The following is a 22013-nucleotide window of genomic DNA, read 5'->3' as shown; positions in this document are numbered from 1 at the left end:
CCAAAGCTCTCGCCCTTCGACAAGCTCAGGGCGAACGGCCGTATCATGTCAGGTCGCATACGATATATTTCATACGCGATAGTTGTCGCCTCCCATAGGAGAGGAGTATCCACTTCCCTTTTTGCGTCCCGGTTGACACCGGGGCGAAAAAGGGGTACAAGGTGGCCGGGGCGAACGGAAAACGGTCGAATGCCGTTGCGAGTCCGTCGCTGTAGCCGGGAACGACCGCCGCATCATGCCACTGTCTGAAAAGACGGGAAGGCGCGGCGCGAGAAGGATCCGGAAGCCAGAAGACGTTGCCCCGCCGAACGAACGGATCATGCCTTCGCGACAAGGAGACGGCAGTATGACTGCGCTATCTTTTGCACTTCCGGCGACGATCGCCGCCATCACCCCCGCCGACGACGCCTGGCGCGCACGTGCGCGCGAGCGGCTTTCGAACCTCACGATGCCGACGTGGGCCATGGGCCGCGTCATGGATCTGGCGCTCGACGTCGCGGGCATGACCCGCTCCCTGGCCCCGCGGCTCGACAGGCGCGCCGTCGTCGTCATGGCCGGCGATCACGGCGTGACGGCCGAAGGGGTCAGCCCCTATCCCTCCGAGGTCACGGTCCAGATGATGCGCAACTTCATCGCGAAGGGCGCCGGCATCAACGCCGTGGCCGGGGTCGTCACCGCCGATGTGCTGGTCGTCGATATGGGGGTGGCCGGCGATGTATCCGACCTCGCCGCCGCGGGCCGCATCATCTCCAACCCGATCGCCAAGGGAACGGCCAACCTGGCGAAAACGGCGGCCATGACGCGGGAACAGGCCGTCGCGAGCATCGAAGCCGGCATCGCCCTGGCCGGCCGCCTGGCGCCCGACTACGACCTGTTCGGTCTCGGCGAGATGGGAATCGGCAACACCACCCCCAGCAGCGCGATCACGGCCGTCTTCTGCAACGAGCCCCCCGAGCGCGTGACAGGCCGCGGAACCGGCGTCGACAATGCCGGGCTTCGCCGCAAGATTTCGGTCATCCAGGCTGCCCTCGATCTGCACGCTCCCGACCCATCCGACCCCGTCGGGGTGCTGGCGGCCGTCGGCGGATTTGAGATCGGCGGCCTCGCGGGCCTCATCCTGGGCGCCGCCGCCGCGAAAAAGCCCGTGCTGGTCGACGGGTTCATCACCACCGCGGCCGCGCTGCTGGCCCAGGCGCTCGCCCCCGATGCGCGCGACTACATGATCGCCGCGCACAGAAGCGTCGAGCCCGGCCACATCCTCGCCCTGAAAAAACTCCGGCTCGAACCGCTTCTCGACCTTGGTCTGCGGCTCGGCGAAGGGACCGGCGCGGCTCTCGCGATGCCGCTCGTTCTCGCCGCACGCGCCGTTCTGACCGATGTGGCCACCTTCGGCGAGGCCGACGTGACCACGGCCGAGAGCGTCTTTGCCTCCTGAGCCGGGTTATCGAGCATTTCAGGGAATACGATGAGCGGCATCAGGACGTTTCTCGCGGCAGTCCAGTTTCTCACGACGCTTCCCGTGTCGACCGCGTTCACATCGGACGAGATCGGACGATCGGCGCCCTGGTTCCCGGTCGTCGGGCTGGCCGTGGGAGGGCTCGTCGCGATCGCCGATCTCGCCGCGCGGAACGTCGGACTGCCCTGGTCGGTCCGCACGGTCCTTGCCGTCGCGATGCTCGCGGTTCTGAGCGGGGGTCTGCATCTGGACGGCCTTGCCGACACAGCCGACGGCTTTTTCAGCTCGAGAACCCCCGACCGGATTCTCGAAATCATGCGCGACAGCCGCATCGGATCGATGGGCGTCCTCGCGCTGGCCCTGGTGCTCGGCCTGAAGGCGGCGGCGATCGCGGAACTGGCGCAGGGCGGTGCGCGGACGGGAGCGCTCCTGCTCGCGCCGGTGTTCGGCCGCGCCCTTCAGGTGGCGGGCCTGACCTGGATGCCGTATGCCCGCCCCGAGGGCGGCCTGGCCTCCGTCTTTCTCCCGCATCGATCAATATATTTCGGTATAATATCATGTGCGATTCCGGCCTTGTCTGCCGGTCTCGTGTTCGGCCGGACGTTCGCCCTGGCGCTCGCCGCGGCCGTCTCGCTGCTGGTCGCCTGGTGGGCGCGGGCCTGCCGCAACACCATCGGCGGCATGACCGGCGACACGCTCGGAGCCCTGAGCGAACTCGGCGAAGCCCTCGTCCTGGTCGTCTTCGCCTGGAACCTTCCGGACGGGGGGAGATGCGGATGACACATGTGCGCGCAGACGCGCTCTGTCTGAAGGGGCTGTTCGACTTCAGGCTCGGGACGACCTCATATATTATTCCTGATGATATACTACCGAACGTGCGATGGCTCGCGCCCCGCATCGACGACGTCGAACTGGTCCTGTTCGAGTCGGACGCGTTTTCCAACCTGCCGTCGCCGGACGCCGTCAGGGAGCTCGCGGAGATCGCGGAAGAGCACGCGCTGAGCTACACGGTCCATTTCCCCCTCGACGTCGCTTTCGGGCACCCCGATCCGGAGACCCGCCGCGAATCTCTCGACGGCTGTCTGCGCCTCGTCGACCGCATGGAGCCGCTGTCACCGTTCGCCTACGTCGTGCATTTCACCGGGGACCGGCGCAGTCAGACGCCCGCGGACGACATGCGGCGATGGCTCGACGGGCATCGAGATGCGCTCGAGCGGCTTGCCGGAAGGGTCGGTTCGCGGCGTCTCTGCGCCGAGACGCTGGAGTATCCGTTCGATCTCGTCCTGCCCGTCGTCGAGGAGCTCGATCTCGCCGTCTGTCTCGACATCGGTCATCTGATGCTGACGGGACGGGATGTCGCGAACCACTTCGACCGGCTGGCCGGGCGGACCCGCATCGTTCACGCGCACGGCATCATCGACGGCCAGGACCACAAATCGCTCGCCGCCTGCGATGCCGGCGTTCTGTCGGGGATTGCGCGCGGATTGGCCCAACGGTCGGGCGACCCCGTCGTTCTGACGATGGAGATCTTCTCCGAAAGCGATTTTCACGACTCGATGCGGGTGATGCGCGATCTGTGTCGGTCGCTTCCGGGGCGCGGGGAGGCGATGTGATGGCCGGAATCACCCTCGTCACGGGCGGCGCCCGCAGCGGAAAGAGCGATCATGCGCTGAGCCTGGTCCTCGGGCCGCGCGACGGAACGGCGGTTTTCGTGGCGACGGCCGAAGCGTTCGACGATGAGATGCGGCAGAGGATCGAAAAGCACCGCCGGGAGCGGCCCGCAGACATGCCCACCATCGAGGCCCCTGTCGACCTGGCGGGGGCCCTGCGAAGCCTGCCCGCCGGAACAGGGATCGCGGTCATCGACTGCCTCACGGTCTGGATGAGCAACCTGATGCATCATCTCGGACCGGACGCGGATTCGTATCGGCCGGTACAGGAGCTTCTCGAGTTCATCGAGCGCCCGCCGTGCGACCTGGTCTTCGTGACCAACGAGGTCGGGCTCGGCATCGTTCCGGAAAACGCCATGGCGAGACGTTTCCGCGACCTGGCCGGGGGACTGAACCGGGCCGTCGCGGCCCGCGCCGACCGCGTGATTTTCATGGTGTGCGGCATTCCGGTGCAGGCGAAACCGCCGGTCGCCGGCGCGAAGGAGAAGTGAGATGACGATGCGCCGAATGGAGCGTTCGGTCGGGGTTGGCGCCCTGGTCCTGTTCGTGCCGCTTCTTTTCTGGGTCGCCTGCGTGGTGCTCGCCGAAAACGATCTGAATACCATAAAACCAGATAATATATTGAAAGATATTTCGGCAAAGCCGCCGATGCGCATCGTCTCGCTCGTGCCGAGCCTGACCGAGACGTTGTTCGTTCTCGGTCTCGGCGACCGGCTCGTCGGGATCACGGATTTCTGCGAACACCTTCCCGCCGCGCGAACGATCCCGTCGATCGGCACATGCCTCGAGCCGAGCATCGAAGCCATCGCCGCGAAGCATCCCGACCTGGTCCTGTGCGGGTCCGATCAGCAGAGCCTCGCCCGTCGTCTCGCCGGACTGGGCATCGAGACGGTCCAGATTCATCAGATCGCGCTCGACGACATTCCGCTGGCAATCCGGCGCATCGGGGAGATGTGCGGGGTCCCGGACGCCGCCGCGTCCGCCGCGGCCCGGTTCCAGTCCCGGCTGGACGCGGTCGCCGAAACCGTCCGAAACCGTCCCCGACCGCGGGTGTTGCTTGCCGTCGGCCGCGACGTCTCGGGCGGCCGGATCGAGCAGGCATACGTCGCGGCGCCCGGCGCGTATCACGACGAACTTCTCCGGCTCGCGGGCGCCGAAAACGCCTGGCGTGGCAAGGCCCTGACGGCGTATCCCGTCGTGACCCAGGAAGGTCTGATGAGCCTGAACCCCGACGTCGTCATCGACCTCGTTCCCGACCCCGACCGCCAACCCGGCGGCATCGAGGGACTGAAAGCCGCATGGGCCGCCGTTCCGGGCATGACCGCCGTCGCATCCGGCCAGGTCGCCCTCCTTACCGAGCCCCACCTGTCGATTCCGGGCCCCGACTCCGCCGCCGAAGCCGCCGAACGGCTGGCCAGGCTCATCCACCCCGAGGCGAACTGGCATCCTGCGGAAACGAGGCCGATGCCATGAGCGTTCCTGCGCCCGCCCTGCGGGCGGTGAACCTGAACGTCGACCTGGGCGGGGTCCGCGTTCTTCATGATATAACCATAGATATACCATCCGGCGCCAGGACGTCGATCATCGGGCCGAACGGGGCCGGCAAGACGACGCTGCTCAAGGCCCTGGCCGGCCTCGTGAAGCCGACATCCGGCGAGATCCTCGTGAACGGCCGGCCGCTCTCCTCCCTCGACGCGCGCGGTCTCGCGAGGCAGATCGCCTACGTTCCGCAGATGACCGAGAAGACGATGCCCTGCCGCGTCGCCGATTTCGTGCTGCTCTCCCGGTACGCGCACGGCCGCCACCTGTTCGGCTCCGCGGACGCGGCCGACCGCGAATCGGCTCAGCGGGCCATCGAACGGGCCGGCGTCGCCGGTTTCGCCGAGCGCGACCTGTCGACGCTCAGCGGCGGAGAGCGCCAGAAGGTGCTCGTGGCGGCGGCCCTGGCGCAGGAAGCCCCGATCCTGCTCCTCGACGAGCCGGCCGCCTTTCTCGACTACCGGCGCCAGCTCGAGCTTGCCGATCTGCTCGAAGGAATCCGGCTCGAAGGAAACGGCTCCGGCGGTCCCTGCACGGTTGTCAGCGTCGTCCACGACCTGAACGGCGGCGCCCTGGAAGGCGACCTCGTGATCGCTCTTTCCGGCGGCCGCGTCGCCTTCTCCGGCAGTCCGGCGGAGCTCGTCGAAGACGGCCGACTGGCCCGGATTTACGGCGTCGAGTTCGAGACGATCCGGCACCGGGGAACCGGCCGCACCCTGCTCGTCCCCGTTACGCTGCACGGTTCCGCTCAACCGGCCGGAGGCGATCGCGCATGAACGGCCGGATCATCCTTCCCTGCCTTGCAATTGCCGCCGTCGTCACGATGCTGATCGGCCCGTTCATCGGGGGCGTCCCGGTCGCGTTTGACGCGCTGTTGCGCCCCGGCGCTCCGGACGCCGGAGCCGTCCTGCTGTGGAAACTCCGCATGCCGCGCATCCTGACGGCGTTCTTCGCCGGGGCGGCCCTGTCCGTCGCCGGGGCCGCGTTCCAGGCGATGTTCCGCAATCCTCTCGCGACGCCGTTCACGCTCGGCGTTTCCGGCGCGGCTTCTCTTGGGGCAGCACTCTACATGCGCTGGGGAGCCGATACCGGCACGGCGGGTCCGGGGGGCATTCTCGCCTCCTTCGCCGGCGCGGCGGCCTGCGTGGCGGCGGTTTACGGACTTGCCTGGGGCCGGGGCGGCGTCTCCAACGCCCGTCTCCTGCTCGCCGGCGTCGCGATCAGCTTCTGCTGCTCGAGCCTGATCATGTTCTCGCACTACGCCTCGACCGCGACCGACGCCTTCCGCATGATGCGACACCTGATGGGAAGCCTCTCGTCGAGCGGCTGGGAAACGGTCGCCATCCTCCTGCCCGTCACCCTGCTCGGCGGACTCCTGCTGTGGGCCCTCGCCTGGGAACTCGACCTGCTGGCCGTCGGCGAAGACATCGCCCAGAGCCGCGGCGTGCCGGTCGAGAGAATCCGCCACGCGATCTTCCTCGTGACGTGCGCTCTGGAGGCGTTCGTCGTGGCTCTCTGCGGCCCGATCGGCTTCGTCGGCCTCATGATTCCCCACTGTTGCCGCCTCTGGTTCGGCGGCGGCCACCGAACGCTGCTTCCCGCCTCGCTTCTCCTCGGCGGCATCTTCCTCTCGACCTGCGACACCGTCGCCCGCACCGTCGTCGCCCCCTCCGAAATGCCCGTCGGCGTTCTCACCTCCCTCATCGGCGGCGTTTTCTTCCTCTGGCTGCTCTTCGGCGCCTCCTCGACGAACACATCGCTCGAGTGATCACCGCGGCCGGAAGGAAAGAATTGACTTTTCATGTACGGGTTGGTAGACTTCCCCCCTGTCCACCTCATGTACGGTTGCAAAGGAGTCTCTTGGAATGATCGCCGTTCTCGTGAAGCTGATTCACTTCATCGTGTGCATCGGACTTGTCGTCGTCGTCCTGCTCCAGGCCGACAAGGGCGAGGGTCTTGCCGGCGCGTTCGGCGGCGGTTCGTCGAACACCATTTTCGGTGAACGCGGCAGCGGCGGCATCATGACCAAGATCACGACGGGAATGGCCGTCATCTTCATGCTCACCTCCCTGACACTCGCGCTCAAACTCCCCGACTGGGACAAAGCCTCTCAGGGTGTCGACCTCTCGTCCCGCCCCGCGCCGATCGAGACCAGCATCCCGATCCCGGCGGCCGGCGAGCCCGTCGCCCCGGCCGCGGCCATCCCGGAAACGGCGGCTCCCGTGGCTCCCATAGCTCCGGTCGCCCCGGCCCCAGCTCCCGCTGTCCCGGCGGTTCCGACAGGCCAGTAACGCTTCGCATCCAGAACCGCACACGCCGGCCCGTTCCCGACAAGGACGGGCCGGCGCTCTTTTTCGCGTCGGGGAAGTGTGATACACTACGCCCGCCCGAGCACCGAACTGCGCGACAGTTTCCGGAGAGCCGGGTCATATCCTTTCAGGAGGCGTTTCATGTCGATCATTGAAGCCATTCAGGCGCGTGAGATTCTGGACAGCCGCGGGAATCCGACCATCGAAGTCGAGGTGCTCCTCGAGAGCGGCGCATACGGCGTCGCCGCCGTTCCGTCCGGCGCATCGACCGGCGAACACGAGGCCGTCGAACTGCGCGACGGCGACAAGAAGCGCTACCAGGGCAAGGGCGTGCTGAAGGCCGTCAAGAACGTGAACGACACGATCGCCAAGGAACTCGAGGGCATGGATGCGCTCGAACAGCAGATCATCGACCACGCGCTGATCGCCCTCGACGGGACGGAAAACAAGAGCAAGCTGGGCGCCAACGCGATCCTCGGCGTTTCGCTCGCCATCGCCAAAGCCGCCGCCGAGTTCACCGGCACGCCCCTGTACCGCTATATCGGCGGCACCAAGGCCTGCGTCCTGCCCGTTCCGATGATGAACATCCTCAACGGCGGCGCCCATGCCGACAACAACGTCGATTTCCAGGAATTCATGGTCATGCCCGCCGGCGCCAAGCGTTTTTCCGATGCGCTGCGCATGGGCGTCGAAACGTTCCACGCGCTCAAGGCCGTCCTCAAGGCGAAGGGCTACAACACCGCCGTCGGCGACGAGGGCGGCTTCGCGCCGAACCTCAAGTCGAACGAGGAAGCGATCGAAGTCATCTTGACCGCCATTGAAAAGGCCGGCTACAAGGCCGGTTCCGACATTTTCATCGCTCTCGACCCGGCGGCGTCGGAGTTCTACGACGCCGACAAGAAGGTCTACGTGTTCAAGAAGTCCGACAAGTCGCAGCGCAAGCCGAGCGAGATGGCCGACTACTGGCTCGACTGGGCGAAGAAATACCCCATCATCTCGATCGAGGACGGCATGGCCGAAGACGACTGGGATGGCTGGAAGTATCTGACCGACAAGAACGCCGGCAAGATCCAGCTCGTCGGCGACGATCTGTTCGTCACCAACGTGAAGCGCCTCGCGATGGGGATCGAGAAGGGCATCGCCAACTCGGTTCTCATCAAGCTGAACCAGATCGGCACCCTGACCGAGACCATCGAGGCCATGGAAATGGCCGAGCGCGCCCGCTACACCTCGGTCGTGTCGCACCGCTCGGGCGAAACCGAAGATACCACGCTCGCCGACCTCGCCGTCGCCATGAACGCCGGCCAGATCAAGACCGGTTCCGCGTCGCGCACCGACCGCATCGCCAAATACAACCGCCTGCTCAAGATCGAAGACGAGCTGGGCGAAACCGCCAAATTCCTCGGTCTGCAGGGCCTCTACAACATCAACCGCCGCTGACGGGCGTACATACCGATGTAGGGGCGGGTTTCAAACCCGCCCCTACGGTTGTTTCAAGAACGATCAATACGTTCGGTCGAACGAGTCGGCCGGTGTTCCTCCGGGAAGCGGCCGAGACAGGATCGGGACGGCGGGGGCGTTCGCCGGCATCGCCGGGGCCGTCGGCGCCGGCGCGTTCAGCGAGTTCATGTGATCCAGAATCCGCTGTTTGATCTGGGATGCCCGAAGTTCCGAATCGGGTGACAGCCCGGAGTTCTGGGCGCGCTGGAGAATCCTGTCCATCTTCGCATCGGCATCGGCCGGCAAGGGCTTTGCGGCGGCAAAGCCGCCGTCGCCGAGCGGCGTCAGCTGGACCTGGCCCGGGCCGGTCGGAGGCATGGCGCCAGGCAGCATCGGAACGGGCGCGATGACATCCGCGGCCGGGACGGCCACAACCGGCGGGTTTTCGGCCATCTGTTTGCGGTGGGCCGCCATCGCCAGTTCCCATGTGTAGACGTCGGGCTCGTAGATGAGCTGCTGCTGGACGCTCACGCCGGGAACCCTCTTTCGCTGTTCCTTGACGAACACGTCGTGGCGCGACTTCGGATAAATCGAGCTCCGGATGAGGAACTCGCTGAACTCCTGCTTCTCGAGCACCTGCCGGGTGGAACCGTCGGTGACGGCCCGGGCGGGAGCAGTCGCCCACAAGATGCAGAACGGGAGTGAAAGAACGGCGACGGGTATCACGAATTTCAGACGCATTTCGACCTCCGTGTGTACAGAAAATGACTCCGGGTCGAGAATGTGTGTACCAGTCATCCCTTTGTCAAGGACAAAAAATCCCTCGCTGAATCGGTCTGGAAAAATCCCTCGGGGAACAAGCATCCGCAGATGAAACGCTGAAAACCGTCTTTTCCCGAAGTTTCCGATCCCTGGCGAAAAGAACAGGGCGCAGATTTCTGAACACCGAAATCTGCGCCCTGGCCGGTCTGCCGATGTGCGTCAGCTTACCGTGACCTGGATTTCGCGGGGCTTGGCCGCCTCAGCCTTGGGGAGGGTGAGCGTGAGGACGCCGTGCTTCAACTCTGCTGTGATCTTGTCCTGGGCGACGTTTTCCGAGAGTTCGAACTGCCTGAAGAAGCTGGTCGGCTCGTATTCCTTGACCAGAAGTCCCTCGCGCTGGGAGATCGGCGCCTTGCCCTCGATCGTCAGGATGCCGTCCTCGACCTGGACCTTGAGGCCCTCTTTCGTGACTCCGGGCAGATCGGCCATGACCGTCAGGCCATCATTGGTTTCGTAGATATCGACGAGCGGCGTGGCGAAATACTCGCGGTTGCGGGTCACTTCGCGCTGAATGACCGGTGTTTCCTTCTTGATTTCGGGAACAGTCTTCTCAGCCATACTATTTCCTCCTGTATTCATCTTCATGCGTCGGTTCCGATGCCGGCGACGCGTCAGCTGTGCTTGATTTCGATCAGGTGCGGGCGGGCGGCGGCGGCCTTCGGCAGGGTCAGCGACAGGATGCCGTTCTTGTATTCGGCCGAAACCTTGTCGGCATCGATGTCGACGGGAAGCTCGACGGTGCGGACGAACTTGCCGGCGGCGCGCTCGCAGCGGTGATACGCTTCGTCCGGGATGGTCGACTTGGTCTTCTGCCCGCTGATGGTGAGCGAGTTCTTCACGACGCTGACCTTGAGGCTTTCGGGGTCGACCCCGGGGGCGATGGCTTCGACGAACACGTTGTTTTCATCGCTGCCGATATTCATCAGCGGGAAGTGCCTGGCCGACAGCCCCGGCAGAAACGCGAGTTTCGGGAAGCGGCCGGAACCGAATTCGCGCGTCAGCTCGCCGAGCTGGCTCTGCAGGTCTTCCATTTCCTTGAAAAAGCTCCAGAGATTCATATTTCATACCTCCTCGTCGTTCTTCGAAGTGGTTTTTCAACCTCGACACCCGATAAAGCAATGCGCGTGCCAGGGAAACAAATCTCGCTTTCCAAGCGGCATGACACGGGTTTTGCGTCGTTTGCGGCAAACGTCTGCGACGTCGCCGCGACGTCGCTCGCTTCATGCGGGAACGGGCTACTCGAGGAGAAGCTCCGGAGAGCGGGCCGCCCTGGAAATACCGGTGCATGGCGTGGCCTCAAGGCTGAAGATGGTCCGGTACGTGCAGCGGGCGGGCGCTTCGGGGTCACGCATGAGGATCAGACCAAAATCCTCCCACCTCCCCGTCTTGTGATACGCATCGAAGATCGTGCGAATGATATCGGTGACGTCGATCTCGACCTCGGCCGCTCCCGTGCGGGGTAGCTTCCCCCAGGCGCGTGGCTGGGAAAAATAATCCCCTCCCGCCGTCGCCCACGGAAGTTCGGTCGTCGCCCGGAACCAGGTGCAGCCCCGTTCGTTCCGGAAATTCATCCCCGGGAAGCCCGCCCCCTCCTCGAACGGGCGAGCGAGGGCGTAGACGACGAGCGGAACATCCTCGCGGGCGTCGCCATCCGGCGTGACGCGCACCACGAGCGTGGCGCGGGCCGGAGTCCAGGAGGCCGGATCGATGCCGGCCTCGCCGCAGGCTTCCGGGATGTCGAAGCGAACGAGATACCGCAGTCCCGTCGCTGAATACCAGGAGCCCAGGGGCCCGGACGACGGTCCGCCGGCATTCGACGCCGCGCGCGCCGCTGGATGTGCGTCGTTCGGACCGCGAATGAATGCGTCGCGTCCTCGCCGGACGACGACGCTCGCCCGCCGCGAACGCGGCGGTGCGGACGGCCACGTGACCGCCCGCAGGCACGACGGGCACACCGTCGCCCGGTCGGAAATCGAAACATTGCAGAACCCGCACGGTCTCGCATCGGAGGCTGGCAGATATAATAATGTTAAATATATGAATAAGATTGCACATGAAGCCGCCGAGGCCGGGGAGAGACGGGGTCTCTCGGCAACGTCGGGGCGGACGATCGTTCGCATGGTGCCGGGTTCGCTGCTTCCGTGCGGGGCGGGACGGTTCCCGCGCATCGACGGTGCCGTCAGACGCTTCCCTGGAGCTGTTTCGCCTCGATCTGGATCTTCTCGATCATCTTGGCCGAATACGTGCCGTGCTGGCTGCGCGGGTCAACCGCGTTCGCGATGGCCTGGAACGTCGCCAACGCTTCCTTGTAGGCGCGGCGCCGGTAATAGACCATGCCAAGGTTCAGGCGGAGCGTTATGTCGCGCGGCTCGACCTGGACGGCGGCCACGTAGGCCTTGGTGGCGTCGATCAGCTTGCCGGTCTTGTAATACAGGTTTCCGAGCGCCGAGTAGACGTAGGCCGCCTTCGGGTTGATCTTGAGCGCGGATTTGAGTTCGCGTTCGGCGTCGGCCATCGCGCCGAGCCGCATCTGCCGCATGCCTTCCTGGAAATGACTCTGGAACGCCTCCTGTTTGCGCCTCGTCGTGTTCAGCAGGTCTTCCATCCTGCGGAACTCCTCGGGGGGCATGATGGCCTTGAGCGCCGTCAGAGCCTCGCGGCTGATCAGCGGGTCGTTGTCCTTGAGCGCTTCGAGAAGCGGGGCCTGGGCGGCGGGGGGGCGCAGCTGGCCGAGGGCCTTGATCGCGGCGCGCCGCTCCTCCCAGGGATGGATCGGCTTGAGGAGCTCGACGAGCTCGGGCACGATCGCCGGCTGGCCGAGCAGGGCGAACGCGTCGATATAGGCGACGCGAGCCTCGACGTCGATTTCCCGCTCGAATCGCTCGCGAAGGGCTTTGTAGCTGTCCGCATACCGGATCTCGCCGATGGCCCGCACGACCGGGATCTTCAGGTCGAGCGCCTCCTCGTCGAGCATCCGGAGCAGGTCGGGAATGGCCCGGCGGGCCTTCATGCGACCGAGGGTCTGGACGGCGTGAGCTTTGACGGTCCACGACTCGCGCTGGAGCGCGGACATGAGGCCGGGCACGGCGCGGTCGTCGCCGATGCGGCCAAGGGCCTTGCAGGCCGCCATCGACAGGTCCTCGTCGTCGTCCTCGAGCGCGTCGAGCAGAGCGTCGACCGACTCCGGCGCCGAAAGCGTCCCGAGCGTCTCGGCTGCGGCGATGCGAGCCGGCCAGTGTTCGTCCTTCAGATGCGCGGCGACGGTCTCGGCATCTTCCTGGCGGCCGATCTGGCCGAGGGCCAGGATCGCCTGGCGCCGGACCTCGTTCGCCTTGCTCTCGAGCAGCTGAATAACGGGCTTGCGGGCCTGTGTGGGGAATCCCTCAAGCACGCGCCGGATCCAGTAGCTGAAATGCTCGTCGTATTTGCCCAGCGCCTGGCAAAGGCGCGGGACGACGAGCTCGGCGGGCATCTGGCGCAGGGTCTGGACGACGCTTTCCAGCAACCGCCGCTTGTCGCTCTTGAACAGGGCCAGCAGGTCGTCCAGAATGCTCGTGCCGTAGTTGGCAAGGGCTTTCTGGGCCGAGTTGCGGATCGCCTCGGAAGGATCTTCGAGCGCACGGAACAGAAGAGGGAGCGATATATTCGACCCTATTTTTCCAAGCGCCTGCAGCACCCAGTATCGGACCTCGGAGTCGCCTTCCGAGGCCAGGTTCGTCAGTTCGACCAGCGCTTCGCTTCCGAACGTGCTCAGCACCTCGGAGGCGGTTTTCCGGATCGTCCAGGACCGATCGCGAAGCAGTTTCACGATCTCCGGGAAGATGCCCGCCGGCCTGATGTCTCCAAGCGCCCGAAGCGCCCAGTACCGCACGTCCTCCTCGACCGAGCCGAGGGCGCTGAGCAGAGCCGGGACGGCCGGCATGCCGCAGGCGACGGCGGACTTGCACGCTTCGCGGCGAACGACCCAGGAAGGGTCGAGGAACCGTTCGATGAGCAGCGGAACGGTGTCGGGCTGGGGGAACCCGCCCAGCGCCTGGACGGCAGCCATGCGGATTTCCGAATCCTGGTCGGTGAGGAACTTCCGGATCTCGGGCAAGGCCGACTCCTCGCGCATCTGGCCGAGGATCTTGACGGCCCAGAATCGCCGTTCCTTGTCCTGGCTCTCAAGCGCGGCCGTGAGGGGCGAGATCGCCTCGCTGCCCATCTCGGCGAGGGCGCGCGCCGCGAGCGATCGTCCCATCCAGTATTCGCTGGAGAGCGATTCCATAAGAAACGGTATGGAATGGGTGCCGAAATCCTTCAGCGTCTCGTAGATCAGGTCGCGTACCTGCTCGGACGGCTGGGACAAGGCTTCGAACAGCTTCCCGACGACGCTCGGATCGCCGATCTCGCGCAGGGCGCGCAGGACGGCCATCCGCACGCCCGTTTCCGGGTCGGAGAGTTTGGCGACGAGGTCTTTCGTGAAGCTCCGGTCGCGTAGGCGGCCGAGGCAGATGGCGGACCAGAACCGGATGTTCGGGTCGGGATCGTCGAGCGATGCCTTGAGCGCATCGGTGGCGGCGCGGCCCATACGGCTGACGGCCATCGCCGACCGCGAGCGGATCTTCCAGTTCTTGTCGCCGAACTGGCGGATCAGGACCGCGAGGGCGGACCGGGGGCTGCGGGCGAGGCATTTCGCCGCCATCACGGCGACGCTGTCCTTGAGGTCGCGCATCAGGTCGAGCAGGCACCGGACGGCCTCCTCGTTGTCGCGGCCCGTCAGGGCGTAGGCGACCCGGAGCCGCACGTCGGCCGACCGGTCGCGCGAGAGCGGAATCATCAGCTCGACGAGGTTCGCCGGCCCGATCGCGGCAATCGCCTCGATGGCGGCGCATCGCACCTCTTTCGAGCGGTCCGCCAGCATGTCCTTCAGCGGATCGACGGCCAGGGGCGTTTTCAGCTTGCCCAGCGACTTCACGGCTTTGAGCCGCTTGGTGATGAGGGTGGACTTGAGGTCGGTGACAAGGTCCTCAAGTTCGCGCTGTATCTGACAATCGCCTTTGAGCGTGCGTGTTTCGGCCATAGATGTTCCTCTGCGAAGAATCTCGATCCCGCCGAAGTATACCACGAGCGAAGAAGTTTGAAGGTTGAAGGTTGAAGAGGGACGTTTGAAGGCGGGAAGGGCTTACAGACTCAGCGCGGCGGCGGCGGATTCGAAGGGAATGCGGCCGGCGTAGTCGTCCTCGCTGTCGTAGATGATGAAATCGGTGGCGCCGAACCGGTTGCGGGCGGCCGCTAACGATGCGCGGGCCTCGTCGGCGCGACCGAGGGTCATCAGGGCGCGGACCTCGTAGAGGGCCACGTGGGGGGCCATGATGCCTTCCGGGAAGACGCGGCGATACTCCGCGGTCCAGCGGAGCGCCGCCGCCGGGTCGTTCAGCTTGTCGAGGGAAAGGCGCACGAGGTTCGCGAGCGCGTCGTCGGCCCAGACGTTGTCGGTGCCGTATTCGCGAAGGTAGGCCTCGTAGGAGCGCGCGGCGTCGGCGAACCGGCCCAGGCGGCGCTCTTCGACCCATGCGATGTAGTATTTAACCGAGTCGGCGTACCGGTAGTGCGGATACTTCCGGATGAGCTGCTCGAAGGCGGCCAGCGCGGCTTCCGGCTTCTGCAGCGTCCTCAGCTGGGCCATGCCGCGGTAGTACAGAATCAGTTCGGGCCGGAAAAACGTGATCCAGACGAAGGCGCCGATCGTGCCGGCGAAGACGATCAGCGTTCCCCACCGGTTCCAGTGCCTCGCCCGCTCGCGGTCGGCCTCGATCGCCCGCTGTCGTTCGCGCCGCTCGGCCATGACATCGATCGGCGGCAGCCCGCCCTCGGCGGAGAGCTTCGTGACGAAATCGGCCCACCCGATCGACCAGCGCAGGTACCGCCAGGCCTCGACGAGCGTCCAGGAGAGGATGACGAGGAAAAAGGAGAGGAACGGCCCGTTGAACGCCCCGGTGACCGTCTTCGCGTTCAGCCTCAGCAGCGCCGTCCAGCACCCCCGCCCCGCCAGCTCCGGCACCGCCCGCAGCAGCACCCACGACAGCAGCCACGTCATGGCGAGTGTCGCAAGCGGATACATCCACAGCACGACCGTCGGCATCATCATGCCGCACCGCCCGAGCACCCCGTCGACGAGCCTCCGCGCGGCCAGGGAAATCACCGTCAGCGCGACGCCCAGTCCCACGATCAGCAGAATCCCCCGCTCGAGCGTGAGGTAAAAGAGCTGCCCGAGCAGCGTTTCTATCGCAATAAACATAATACCAAGCACGATAAAAAACAGGTGCCCCGGCAGCCTGAACTGCGTCTTCGCAAATTCTTCCGACTCGCTCACGTTCATGCCGTCCATGATATCAAAAAAAACAAATTCGCCATTTGCACATCGGAAGTGAATCATTCCAAATACCCCGAGATCATTCATGACACAGGCACCCAGATACGAAGCGACAATACCGGGAAGGTCTGTTCGGTTATACAGGCATATTGGCTGCCGTAGTCCAGTTTTCAAACCACCCTTACCTTCCCATGCGGAAAGGGCGGCGTTGGCATCTCGACGCTCTTCTGAGTTCCGGGGACGTGATCCTACATCCGGGTTCGATATCACGTCCCCGAAATTCCGGAAGGGAATCTCAGTTTTCGTGCAGAAAATGCCGATAGGGCTGATGGGTTATCTCGGACAAAGGAAAAAACCGGGCTCCGCACATGAGGCAAACGCAAGCACGAACGAGGTTCTCGGCCCTGGCTCTGATCGGGGCGCTTCTGCTTTTCTGCCTGATTCCGGCATCGGCCGGAGCGCAGAGCGCGGCGTTCCAGGATCTTCCGAAGGACCACTGGGCCTACAAGGACATCGATTTCCTGATCAAGTCCGGCTACATGGAAGGGTATCCCGACGGCACGTTCAAGGGCCGCAAGGTGATCACCCGCTACGACATGGCCCTCGTTCTCGCGCGCGTGCTGCGCCAGATCGACGGGAAGAAGGCGAGCGAGAGCGAGGCGACCGAAACCGAGCGGGCGGCCCTTTCCCGGCTCACGAAAGAGTTCCGTGACGAGCTGGGCCTTCTCGGCGTGCGCGTCGACGGGCTCGAGCGCCGGATGGCGGACGCAGAGTCGAAGATGTCACAGCTCGAAAGCGCGCTTCCGAAGGTGAAGGTGTCAGGCTTCTACCGGGCTCTCGGCCAGTATGTCATGGATCCGGGAACGGTGTATCGCGATGAGTGGGGCGATCCGATCGAAAAAGAGGATATGTATTCGAAACCGGGGCTGGTCACGTTCTACCAGACGATGTACCTCCGGTTCACGGGAAAACCGCTTGGGGACAAGATCGAGACGTTCTACGAGCTGTACGGCTACGTCAGCGGCAAGTCCTGGAACAAGCTCGTGTATAACGATTTCGGCAAGAGCAGCGGCTCGAACCCCTTCGATGCCATCGACGATTATGTCACGAAGGTGCAGAACGACCGGTATGCCCAGACCAACAAGGTGCACTTCATCAGCAACGCCAAATCGATGAAGGTGCGCGTGTTCGCGGGTGAATCGATCACCGGCATCGACGATCCGCTGAACACCCTCACCGAAGATACCGACATCACCGAGCCATACGAAGGCGTCGAACTGTCGGGCACCGACAGGGGGCTCAACTATCAGGCCTCGATGCTGAAGCGCGACAACAAATACAGCTATACCGACGAGAAGGAAATTCTCAGCGGCCGCCTCGTCTGGAAGCTGCCGAACAAGTTCAGCCCCGACTCGTTCAGCGTCGGCACCACCTACGCCGAAAAAATCGCCGACTATAAAACTCCCGGCAACTCGAATACCGTCCGGGGCGCGGACATCAACTATTCCACCGAGCGCGTCGGCAAGATCCAGGCGACGGCGGAGTTCCTGACCTCGACGGACTACCACGAGGACACCAGCGACAACAAGAAGAAGAAAAGCCTCGGCGACGAGGCCACGAAGATGGACATCAGCGTGCAGAACGGCGGCTTCACCGGCACCGTCAAGCATTACGACTTCGGCAAGGAGTTCCGGGCCCGCCTCGCCCCGATCTGGGCCTACGACATCGGCGACGAAGACGACGACAGCGATTATCCCGACGACCCGATCTTCAAGGACAACTACGGCCACGAAGGGTTCTATGGCGAAAAGCTGACGCGGTTCTCGAGCAACTACGATTTCGGGAACAAGCTCCTGAGCATCGCGAAAAACCTCTCGATGGAAGCGACCTACCTGACGAAGACCTGGGAAGTCGATCCCTTTGCGCCCCAGAAGACCGACGGCTACTCCGGCCGCAAGTTCACCTACCAGGTGCTCTCCGACTTCACCGACAACACCACCCTCAAATACGATTACGAGCAGAAGCTCGACGCCCTGCCCGACGAGTCCGGCACGATCAAGAACACGATCGAGCTCGACCTCAAGCTCAACGAGTCGGTCAGCAGCAAGGGCAAGGTCTACGTCTCGACCGACCACGACGACAAGGAAGAGGTCGGCGGCACCACCTACAAGCGCAACGACCGCACGGGCTACTTCGAGCTCAACTCGAACATCAATCCGCGCGTCTTCGCCAAGGGAAGCGTCGAACACCAGGTTCGGTGGGCGAACACCCCCACCAAGGAGAACACCCGCATCGACTACATCGGGGAAACGACGTACAATCTGACACCCACGACCAGCCTGACGGGCGGCGTGCAGCACGTCGATTACGAACACTCGGGCGATTCGACCAAATCGAGCCTGGCGAACGCGATTCTCGCCGAGCTGAAGAAAAACTTCACCGACAAATTCCGCGGCCGCGCCTTCTACACACGCGGCGTCATCGACTACAAGAACGGTCTCAAGGACTCCCTCGACCGCGAGAACATCTACGGCGAGCTGATCTACGATATCAGCAAGGACGCCAGCGTGAAACTGAAATTCGGATATGACTACCCCGACAAGTGGCGCTGGGACGTTACCAGCACCGATAACGGCCGCGACTGGGAGTCGATCGAAACCCAGAAAATGCTGTCCTTCGAAGCCAAGGCGAACTTCTGAGAAACGAACGATGAAACGACGAGCACGTGCACTTCTGTTTTTCCTGCTCCTGGCGGCGGCGATGCTTTCGACCGGCTGCATCCAGGAGGCGCTGGTCATTCCCGTCGCGACGGTGAAAGGCAAGGTGGTCGTGCCGGCCGGCCAGACGCCCCTCGGCATCCGGGTCACGGTTGCCGGGAACCCCAACGTGAAATCCTACGTGAACGAGAAGGGCGAGTATAAACTCGAGTTCACCCGGGCGGGCCGGTATCTGCTCGTGGCCCGCGGAGCGAATTTCGACGTCGATTTCATCTGGGTGGACGCCATCCTCGAGGAAACCGTGACGGCATCAGACATCAGCCTGTCGGAAAAGATCACCGGCGAGGCGAAGTGGATCGCCACGACCGTCGATTTCCCGGGCGCGACGAATTTCAAGATCAAGAGCATCAACCCGAAATGGGCGACCGACACCGTCGCGATGACCGACGACGGTTCGGGCGGCGACAAGTATGCCGGAGACGGCATCTACACGCTGCGTCTGCGGAATCTGCCGACGGGGTCACAGTTGTATACGCTGCTCTATACGGGGAAGGCCCCCGAGGATTCCGATGATGAAGACAAGGACGAGATCAAGGAGCGCGACGCGAAGAAGGACCCGCACCACGAAAACGAGCGCATCGGCAACTCCGAGATCATCGTTCCGGAACCGGCGATGAAGCTCGCCCGCGGCTACGTTTCCTCGTCGCTGACCGGCGTGAACTACTCCGAAGTCGTCCTGGGCACCAAGATGGGCGCCCGGAAGATGAATGTAAATAGTGATGGATATTTTTCGATCCCGATGGAAGGCAACGGCCGCGAGTATCTCGCGTTCCGCAGCCCGAGCTTCCATATCAGGGTCATCCCGGTCGACCTGAGCACGACGCCGATCTACGAGGTACCGACCGTCACTCTGTCGGCCAAGGCGGCCGGCGAGGCGACGTTCATGCTGATCAAGTCCGACTTCCAGACGGTCACGAATCCGACCGTCGTCGCCGACTTCACCAACTGGCAGCCGCAGTCGCTCTACGACGACGGCACCCACGGCGACGCGACGGCCGGCGACGGCGTCTACACGCTCGTAAAGACGGGCGTCGCCCCGGGGTATCACAAGTATGCGTTCAACGTCACCGCGACGTCGCAGGTCCGCGATCCCTACGAGGAGTCGGGCGACTCCCAGTATTCGATCCTGCTGGTGAAGTGAGATGATGCGCCGTTTCCTGCTCACGGCCCTGTTCGCGGTTGCGGTCGGCATCGCACCAGGTGGGGCCGCGGCGTCACAGCCGCCGGTGAACTACTACGGGGAGAGTTCGCCCCTGATCGACGTACGCGACCCGGTCGCCGACGACCGCGGGCCCGGGTATTACACGTATCCCCTCGACAAGAGTATCCGGCGCGGAACGTTCGACCTGAAACGATTCACCGTTTACGAAGAGGGCGACGTGGTCGTCTTTTCGATTCAGATGCGCGAATACATCAAGACCGCGCTCCAATCCGGCCGTCGCGGGGACGGCGAGGAACAGGGGTTCGTCGTGAACTCTTTCGACATCTACATCGACACCGACCGCAAGCGCGGTTCGGGTTGGAACAAGGCGCTTCCGGGACGCGACCTGCTGTTCTCCGACGGAATGGGGTGGGAAAAGGTGGTGCTCGTCACCCCTCTCTCGCAGTTCTATGCATATAATATCATTAAGGATAAAACAGACGAGATCGGGTTTCAGGATATGGTGCCCGATATCATCCTGCCCGACTACGTGCAGGTGCAGCGCGACCGGATCATCGTCAGAATCAGCAAGGAACTGCTCGGCGCAAAACCGGGGCCCGACTGGGGCTTCCAGTGTCTCGCCATGGGGTTCTCGCGGGTCGTTTCTCCGAACCGTCTCCTGAACATGGACGTGAAGGCGTTCGCGACGCCGAAGGATTTCGGCGGCGGCTGGGACACCTACGGCGATCCGCCCGTAATCGACATGATCGTGCCGGGGGATTCCGAGGATGCCGATCGCAGGCAATACGAACTTCTCAAGGCCTACCGATCCGAGCCCTACCGTGGCGAGATCGAGTATGCGATGATTCCCTTCGTCTACGGACGGGAAAAACCGGCGACCGCCACCGGGACAACCGGAAAGGGGCCCGCGATTCTGGCCGAACCGCCGGCCGTCAGGCCCCCGACCCCGCAGACGCAGCCTCCCGCGCTGATCCTGCCAGACGACGTTTCCGCGCCCGTGAAAAAGCCCGTTGTCGCGCCGCCGAAGCCGGCGAAGAACGGCCCTGCCGATGGCTCGACGTCGACGGACGGCTTCCTGCCGATCCGCAAGGCTGCGCCGGCCACGGGAACCGCGAAGACCGGAACGACCGCCCCGACCGGCGGCTCGTTCCAGCCGCTGAAGAAGACGTCCGACATGCCGACCGGCTTCATGCCGATCCGCAAGGCCCCGCCCGCGACCGGCGATTGAGCCGGCCGGCGGCCGCCCGGCGTTCTGCCCGCGCCCGCCAGGATCACGCGCGAATCATCGCCCCCCAAGGCCGCATCCCGCAGAGCCATAGAGACCTTTCCGCCGCGAAACAACAAAATCACTCGGGATAGGGCGCCGATCTCGTGATGAAAAACAGATAGACCCTCATTTTTTTTCACGAATGTGACGAAGAAAGAGACGAGGTGTCATGTATCAAGAGGCGTTTCCGCACCCGACCTGCCTGAGGAGGTAGCTCATGAAACAACACGCAACCATCCGCCTGACGGCGATGATCCTCTGTATGATGCTGCTCTGCGCCTTCGCGGCTCCCGCTTCGGCGCAGTCCGCGCGCGCACGCGGCATGGGCGGAGCTTTCCTCGGCGTGTCCGACGACGAATCGGCGGCCTACTACAACCCCGCCGGCCTGTCGCAGATCCAGGGCCGCGAGGCATCGTTCCAGATGAAGGTGAACGAACGCGACGACTTCAACTGGACGTCGGTCGCCTTCACCGGCCACATCTACGAGGACGACGAGAAGGACACCTTCTCCATCACGGATTATCTCGAACACAACGTCCTCGAAGAACCGGTCGCCCGCCGTCCGAAATACAGCTACGGCGTGGCCTATTCGCAGGACAACCGCGACGTGGGCTTTGGCCAGCGTGTCGGCGGCGAGTTTCTCGGCGTCAAGCGCGAGGTCGAGGACCTGCAGATCGGCTTCGGAACGCGTTTCCCGATCGCCCGGCGGATGCTGGCCCGCGAGCAGCTGTACGGCGGCATCAAGCTTCGCGCGACGGCGGCGGACCGCTGGATCAAGACGCTCGGCACGCATGCCAAGCGCGATACCCAGTCGATGGGGCTCGGCTTCATGTATCACTACAACGACCGCATCACGGGCGGTCTCACGGTCGACAACCTCGTCCAGCGCGTCGACGGCGTGGGCAACAATCGCGACGGCGTGAGTCTCAACCTCGGCGGCTCTCTGACGCTCACCAAGGGAACGATCGTTTCGGCCGACGCCACGAACATCACGAACTCCGATCGCACGAACGAACAGCAGTACCGGGTCGGCGTCGAAAAGAAGTTCATCGAGAACGACCTGACCATGCGCGTCGGCTCGTGGAACGGCACCCTGACCGTGGGATTCGGCATGCACGTGCTGCCCAACGTTCGTCTCGACTACGCGTATTACGCCGGCGACGTCGTCCAGGAGCATTATGTGGGCGGCCACATGACCTTCGACTGACGGAAGGGG

At 64.1% G+C, this 22013-nt stretch carries 19 protein-coding genes and 1 riboswitch; of the genes, 13 read left to right on the top strand and 6 right to left on the bottom strand.

The genetic code is table 11. The features are described from left to right. Positions 1-142 precede the first annotated feature (142 nt). Positions 143-319: riboswitch (cobalamin riboswitch) on the top strand. A 27-nt stretch (positions 320-346) separates the two neighbouring features. The 9 genes from cobT (at position 347) to eno (ending at position 8414) form a co-directional block, all read left to right on the top strand. Beyond that, the gene (gene cobT / locus PLU72_09250; protein ID HOT28363.1) at positions 347-1435 is read left to right on the top strand and encodes a nicotinate-nucleotide--dimethylbenzimidazole phosphoribosyltransferase; all 1089 of its coding nucleotides are present in this window, start codon (positions 347-349) and stop codon (positions 1433-1435) included. Positions 1436-1465: 30 nt separating this feature from the next. Beyond that, complete coding sequence (gene cobS, locus PLU72_09245) at positions 1466-2236, top strand: adenosylcobinamide-GDP ribazoletransferase (GenBank protein HOT28362.1); 771 nt, start codon at positions 1466-1468, stop codon at positions 2234-2236. After that, positions 2233-3069, top strand: coding sequence for a cobamide remodeling phosphodiesterase CbiR (cbiR, locus tag PLU72_09240; GenBank protein HOT28361.1), 837 nt, complete (start codon positions 2233-2235; stop codon positions 3067-3069). The genes cobS and cbiR overlap by 4 nt, the downstream gene beginning before the upstream one ends. After that, positions 3069-3617: a bifunctional adenosylcobinamide kinase/adenosylcobinamide-phosphate guanylyltransferase gene (cobU, locus tag PLU72_09235; GenBank protein HOT28360.1), complete on the top strand. Its 549-nt coding sequence runs from the start codon at positions 3069-3071 to the stop codon at positions 3615-3617. Before cbiR ends, cobU begins: the two co-directional genes overlap by 1 nt. A 1-nt stretch (position 3618) precedes the next feature. After that, entirely contained in the window at positions 3619-4599 is a 981-nt protein-coding gene (locus PLU72_09230; protein ID HOT28359.1) for a helical backbone metal receptor, read from the top strand. Continuing rightward, a complete protein-coding gene (locus PLU72_09225; protein HOT28358.1) occupies positions 4596-5441 on the top strand; it encodes an ABC transporter ATP-binding protein in 846 nt (281 codons plus the stop codon). Before PLU72_09230 ends, PLU72_09225 begins: the two co-directional genes overlap by 4 nt. Continuing rightward, on the top strand, positions 5438-6433 hold the full coding sequence (locus PLU72_09220) for an iron ABC transporter permease (GenBank protein HOT28357.1): 996 nt from the start codon (positions 5438-5440) through the stop codon (positions 6431-6433). Before PLU72_09225 ends, PLU72_09220 begins: the two co-directional genes overlap by 4 nt. Before the next feature lie 97 nt (positions 6434-6530). After that, positions 6531-6956, top strand: coding sequence for a preprotein translocase subunit SecG (gene secG / locus PLU72_09215; protein HOT28356.1), 426 nt, complete (start codon positions 6531-6533; stop codon positions 6954-6956). Positions 6957-7115: 159 nt separating this feature from the next. Beyond that, a complete protein-coding gene (gene eno, locus PLU72_09210) occupies positions 7116-8414 on the top strand; it encodes a phosphopyruvate hydratase (protein ID HOT28355.1) in 1299 nt (432 codons plus the stop codon). 63 nt (positions 8415-8477) lie between these two features. Here eno and PLU72_09205 read toward each other — a convergent pair whose 3' ends face one another. The 6 genes from PLU72_09205 to PLU72_09180 all read right to left on the bottom strand — a co-directional run bounded on the left by PLU72_09205 (position 8478) and on the right by PLU72_09180 (position 15606). Continuing rightward, entirely contained in the window at positions 8478-9155 is a 678-nt protein-coding gene (locus PLU72_09205) for a hypothetical protein (GenBank protein HOT28354.1), read from the bottom strand. Positions 9156-9395: 240 nt separating this feature from the next. After that, a complete protein-coding gene (locus PLU72_09200) occupies positions 9396-9794 on the bottom strand; it encodes an Hsp20/alpha crystallin family protein (GenBank protein ID HOT28353.1) in 399 nt (132 codons plus the stop codon). A 53-nt stretch (positions 9795-9847) separates the two neighbouring features. Further along, a complete protein-coding gene (locus tag PLU72_09195; protein HOT28352.1) occupies positions 9848-10294 on the bottom strand; it encodes an Hsp20/alpha crystallin family protein in 447 nt (148 codons plus the stop codon). 177 nt (positions 10295-10471) lie between these two features. Next, on the bottom strand, positions 10472-11191 hold the full coding sequence (locus PLU72_09190; protein HOT28351.1) for a hypothetical protein: 720 nt from the start codon (positions 11189-11191) through the stop codon (positions 10472-10474). Between the two features lie 224 nt (positions 11192-11415). After that, positions 11416-14298 (bottom strand): HEAT repeat domain-containing protein, encoded by a 2883-nt coding sequence (locus PLU72_09185; protein ID HOT28350.1) that lies wholly within the window; start codon positions 14296-14298, stop codon positions 11416-11418. A gap of 102 nt (positions 14299-14400) precedes the next feature. Then, positions 14401-15606: a tetratricopeptide repeat protein gene (locus PLU72_09180; protein HOT28349.1), complete on the bottom strand. Its 1206-nt coding sequence runs from the start codon at positions 15604-15606 to the stop codon at positions 14401-14403. 353 nt (positions 15607-15959) lie between these two features. Here PLU72_09180 and PLU72_09175 point away from each other — a divergent pair, with 353 nt between their 5' ends. The 4 genes from PLU72_09175 (at position 15960) to PLU72_09160 (ending at position 22004) form a co-directional block, all read left to right on the top strand. After that, positions 15960-18290, top strand: coding sequence for an S-layer homology domain-containing protein (locus PLU72_09175; GenBank protein ID HOT28348.1), 2331 nt, complete (start codon positions 15960-15962; stop codon positions 18288-18290). Positions 18291-18300: 10 nt separating this feature from the next. Continuing rightward, positions 18301-19509, top strand: coding sequence for a carboxypeptidase-like regulatory domain-containing protein (locus PLU72_09170; protein ID HOT28347.1), 1209 nt, complete (start codon positions 18301-18303; stop codon positions 19507-19509). Position 19510: 1 nt separating this feature from the next. Next, on the top strand, positions 19511-20758 hold the full coding sequence (locus PLU72_09165) for a glucodextranase DOMON-like domain-containing protein (GenBank protein HOT28346.1): 1248 nt from the start codon (positions 19511-19513) through the stop codon (positions 20756-20758). A 256-nt stretch (positions 20759-21014) separates the two neighbouring features. Then, positions 21015-22004: a hypothetical protein gene (locus PLU72_09160; protein HOT28345.1), complete on the top strand. Its 990-nt coding sequence runs from the start codon at positions 21015-21017 to the stop codon at positions 22002-22004. Positions 22005-22013: the final 9 nt, after the last annotated feature.

The organism is Candidatus Ozemobacteraceae bacterium (assembly GCA_035373905.1).
Classification (GTDB): Bacteria; Muiribacteriota; Ozemobacteria; order Ozemobacterales; family Ozemobacteraceae; genus MWAR01.
The sequence above is the reverse complement of the archived record's forward strand: the minus strand, read 5'-3'. Positions and strand labels throughout refer to the sequence as shown.

What these genes read in the sequence shown, in the direction of transcription:
- cobT (HOT28363.1), top strand. Translation starts at nt 347, where the DNA reads ATGACTGCGCTATCTTTTGCACTTCCGGCGACGATCGCCGCCATCACC.
- cobS (HOT28362.1), top strand. Translation starts at nt 1,466, where the DNA reads ATGAGCGGCATCAGGACGTTTCTCGCGGCAGTCCAGTTTCTCACGACG.
- cbiR (HOT28361.1), top strand. Translation starts at nt 2,233, where the DNA reads ATGACACATGTGCGCGCAGACGCGCTCTGTCTGAAGGGGCTGTTCGAC.
- cobU (HOT28360.1), top strand. Translation starts at nt 3,069, where the DNA reads ATGGCCGGAATCACCCTCGTCACGGGCGGCGCCCGCAGCGGAAAGAGC.
- PLU72_09230 (HOT28359.1), top strand. Translation starts at nt 3,619, where the DNA reads ATGACGATGCGCCGAATGGAGCGTTCGGTCGGGGTTGGCGCCCTGGTC.
- PLU72_09225 (HOT28358.1), top strand. Translation starts at nt 4,596, where the DNA reads ATGAGCGTTCCTGCGCCCGCCCTGCGGGCGGTGAACCTGAACGTCGAC.
- PLU72_09220 (HOT28357.1), top strand. Translation starts at nt 5,438, where the DNA reads ATGAACGGCCGGATCATCCTTCCCTGCCTTGCAATTGCCGCCGTCGTC.
- secG (HOT28356.1), top strand. Translation starts at nt 6,531, where the DNA reads ATGATCGCCGTTCTCGTGAAGCTGATTCACTTCATCGTGTGCATCGGA.
- eno (HOT28355.1), top strand. Translation starts at nt 7,116, where the DNA reads ATGTCGATCATTGAAGCCATTCAGGCGCGTGAGATTCTGGACAGCCGC.
- PLU72_09205 (HOT28354.1), bottom strand. Translation starts at nt 9,155, where the DNA reads ATGCGTCTGAAATTCGTGATACCCGTCGCCGTTCTTTCACTCCCGTTC.
- PLU72_09200 (HOT28353.1), bottom strand. Translation starts at nt 9,794, where the DNA reads ATGGCTGAGAAGACTGTTCCCGAAATCAAGAAGGAAACACCGGTCATT.
- PLU72_09195 (HOT28352.1), bottom strand. Translation starts at nt 10,294, where the DNA reads ATGAATCTCTGGAGCTTTTTCAAGGAAATGGAAGACCTGCAGAGCCAG.
- PLU72_09185 (HOT28350.1), bottom strand. Translation starts at nt 14,298, where the DNA reads ATGGCCGAAACACGCACGCTCAAAGGCGATTGTCAGATACAGCGCGAA.
- PLU72_09180 (HOT28349.1), bottom strand. Translation starts at nt 15,606, where the DNA reads ATGGACGGCATGAACGTGAGCGAGTCGGAAGAATTTGCGAAGACGCAG.
- PLU72_09175 (HOT28348.1), top strand. Translation starts at nt 15,960, where the DNA reads ATGAGGCAAACGCAAGCACGAACGAGGTTCTCGGCCCTGGCTCTGATC.
- PLU72_09170 (HOT28347.1), top strand. Translation starts at nt 18,301, where the DNA reads ATGAAACGACGAGCACGTGCACTTCTGTTTTTCCTGCTCCTGGCGGCG.
- PLU72_09165 (HOT28346.1), top strand. Translation starts at nt 19,511, where the DNA reads ATGATGCGCCGTTTCCTGCTCACGGCCCTGTTCGCGGTTGCGGTCGGC.
- PLU72_09160 (HOT28345.1), top strand. Translation starts at nt 21,015, where the DNA reads ATGAAACAACACGCAACCATCCGCCTGACGGCGATGATCCTCTGTATG.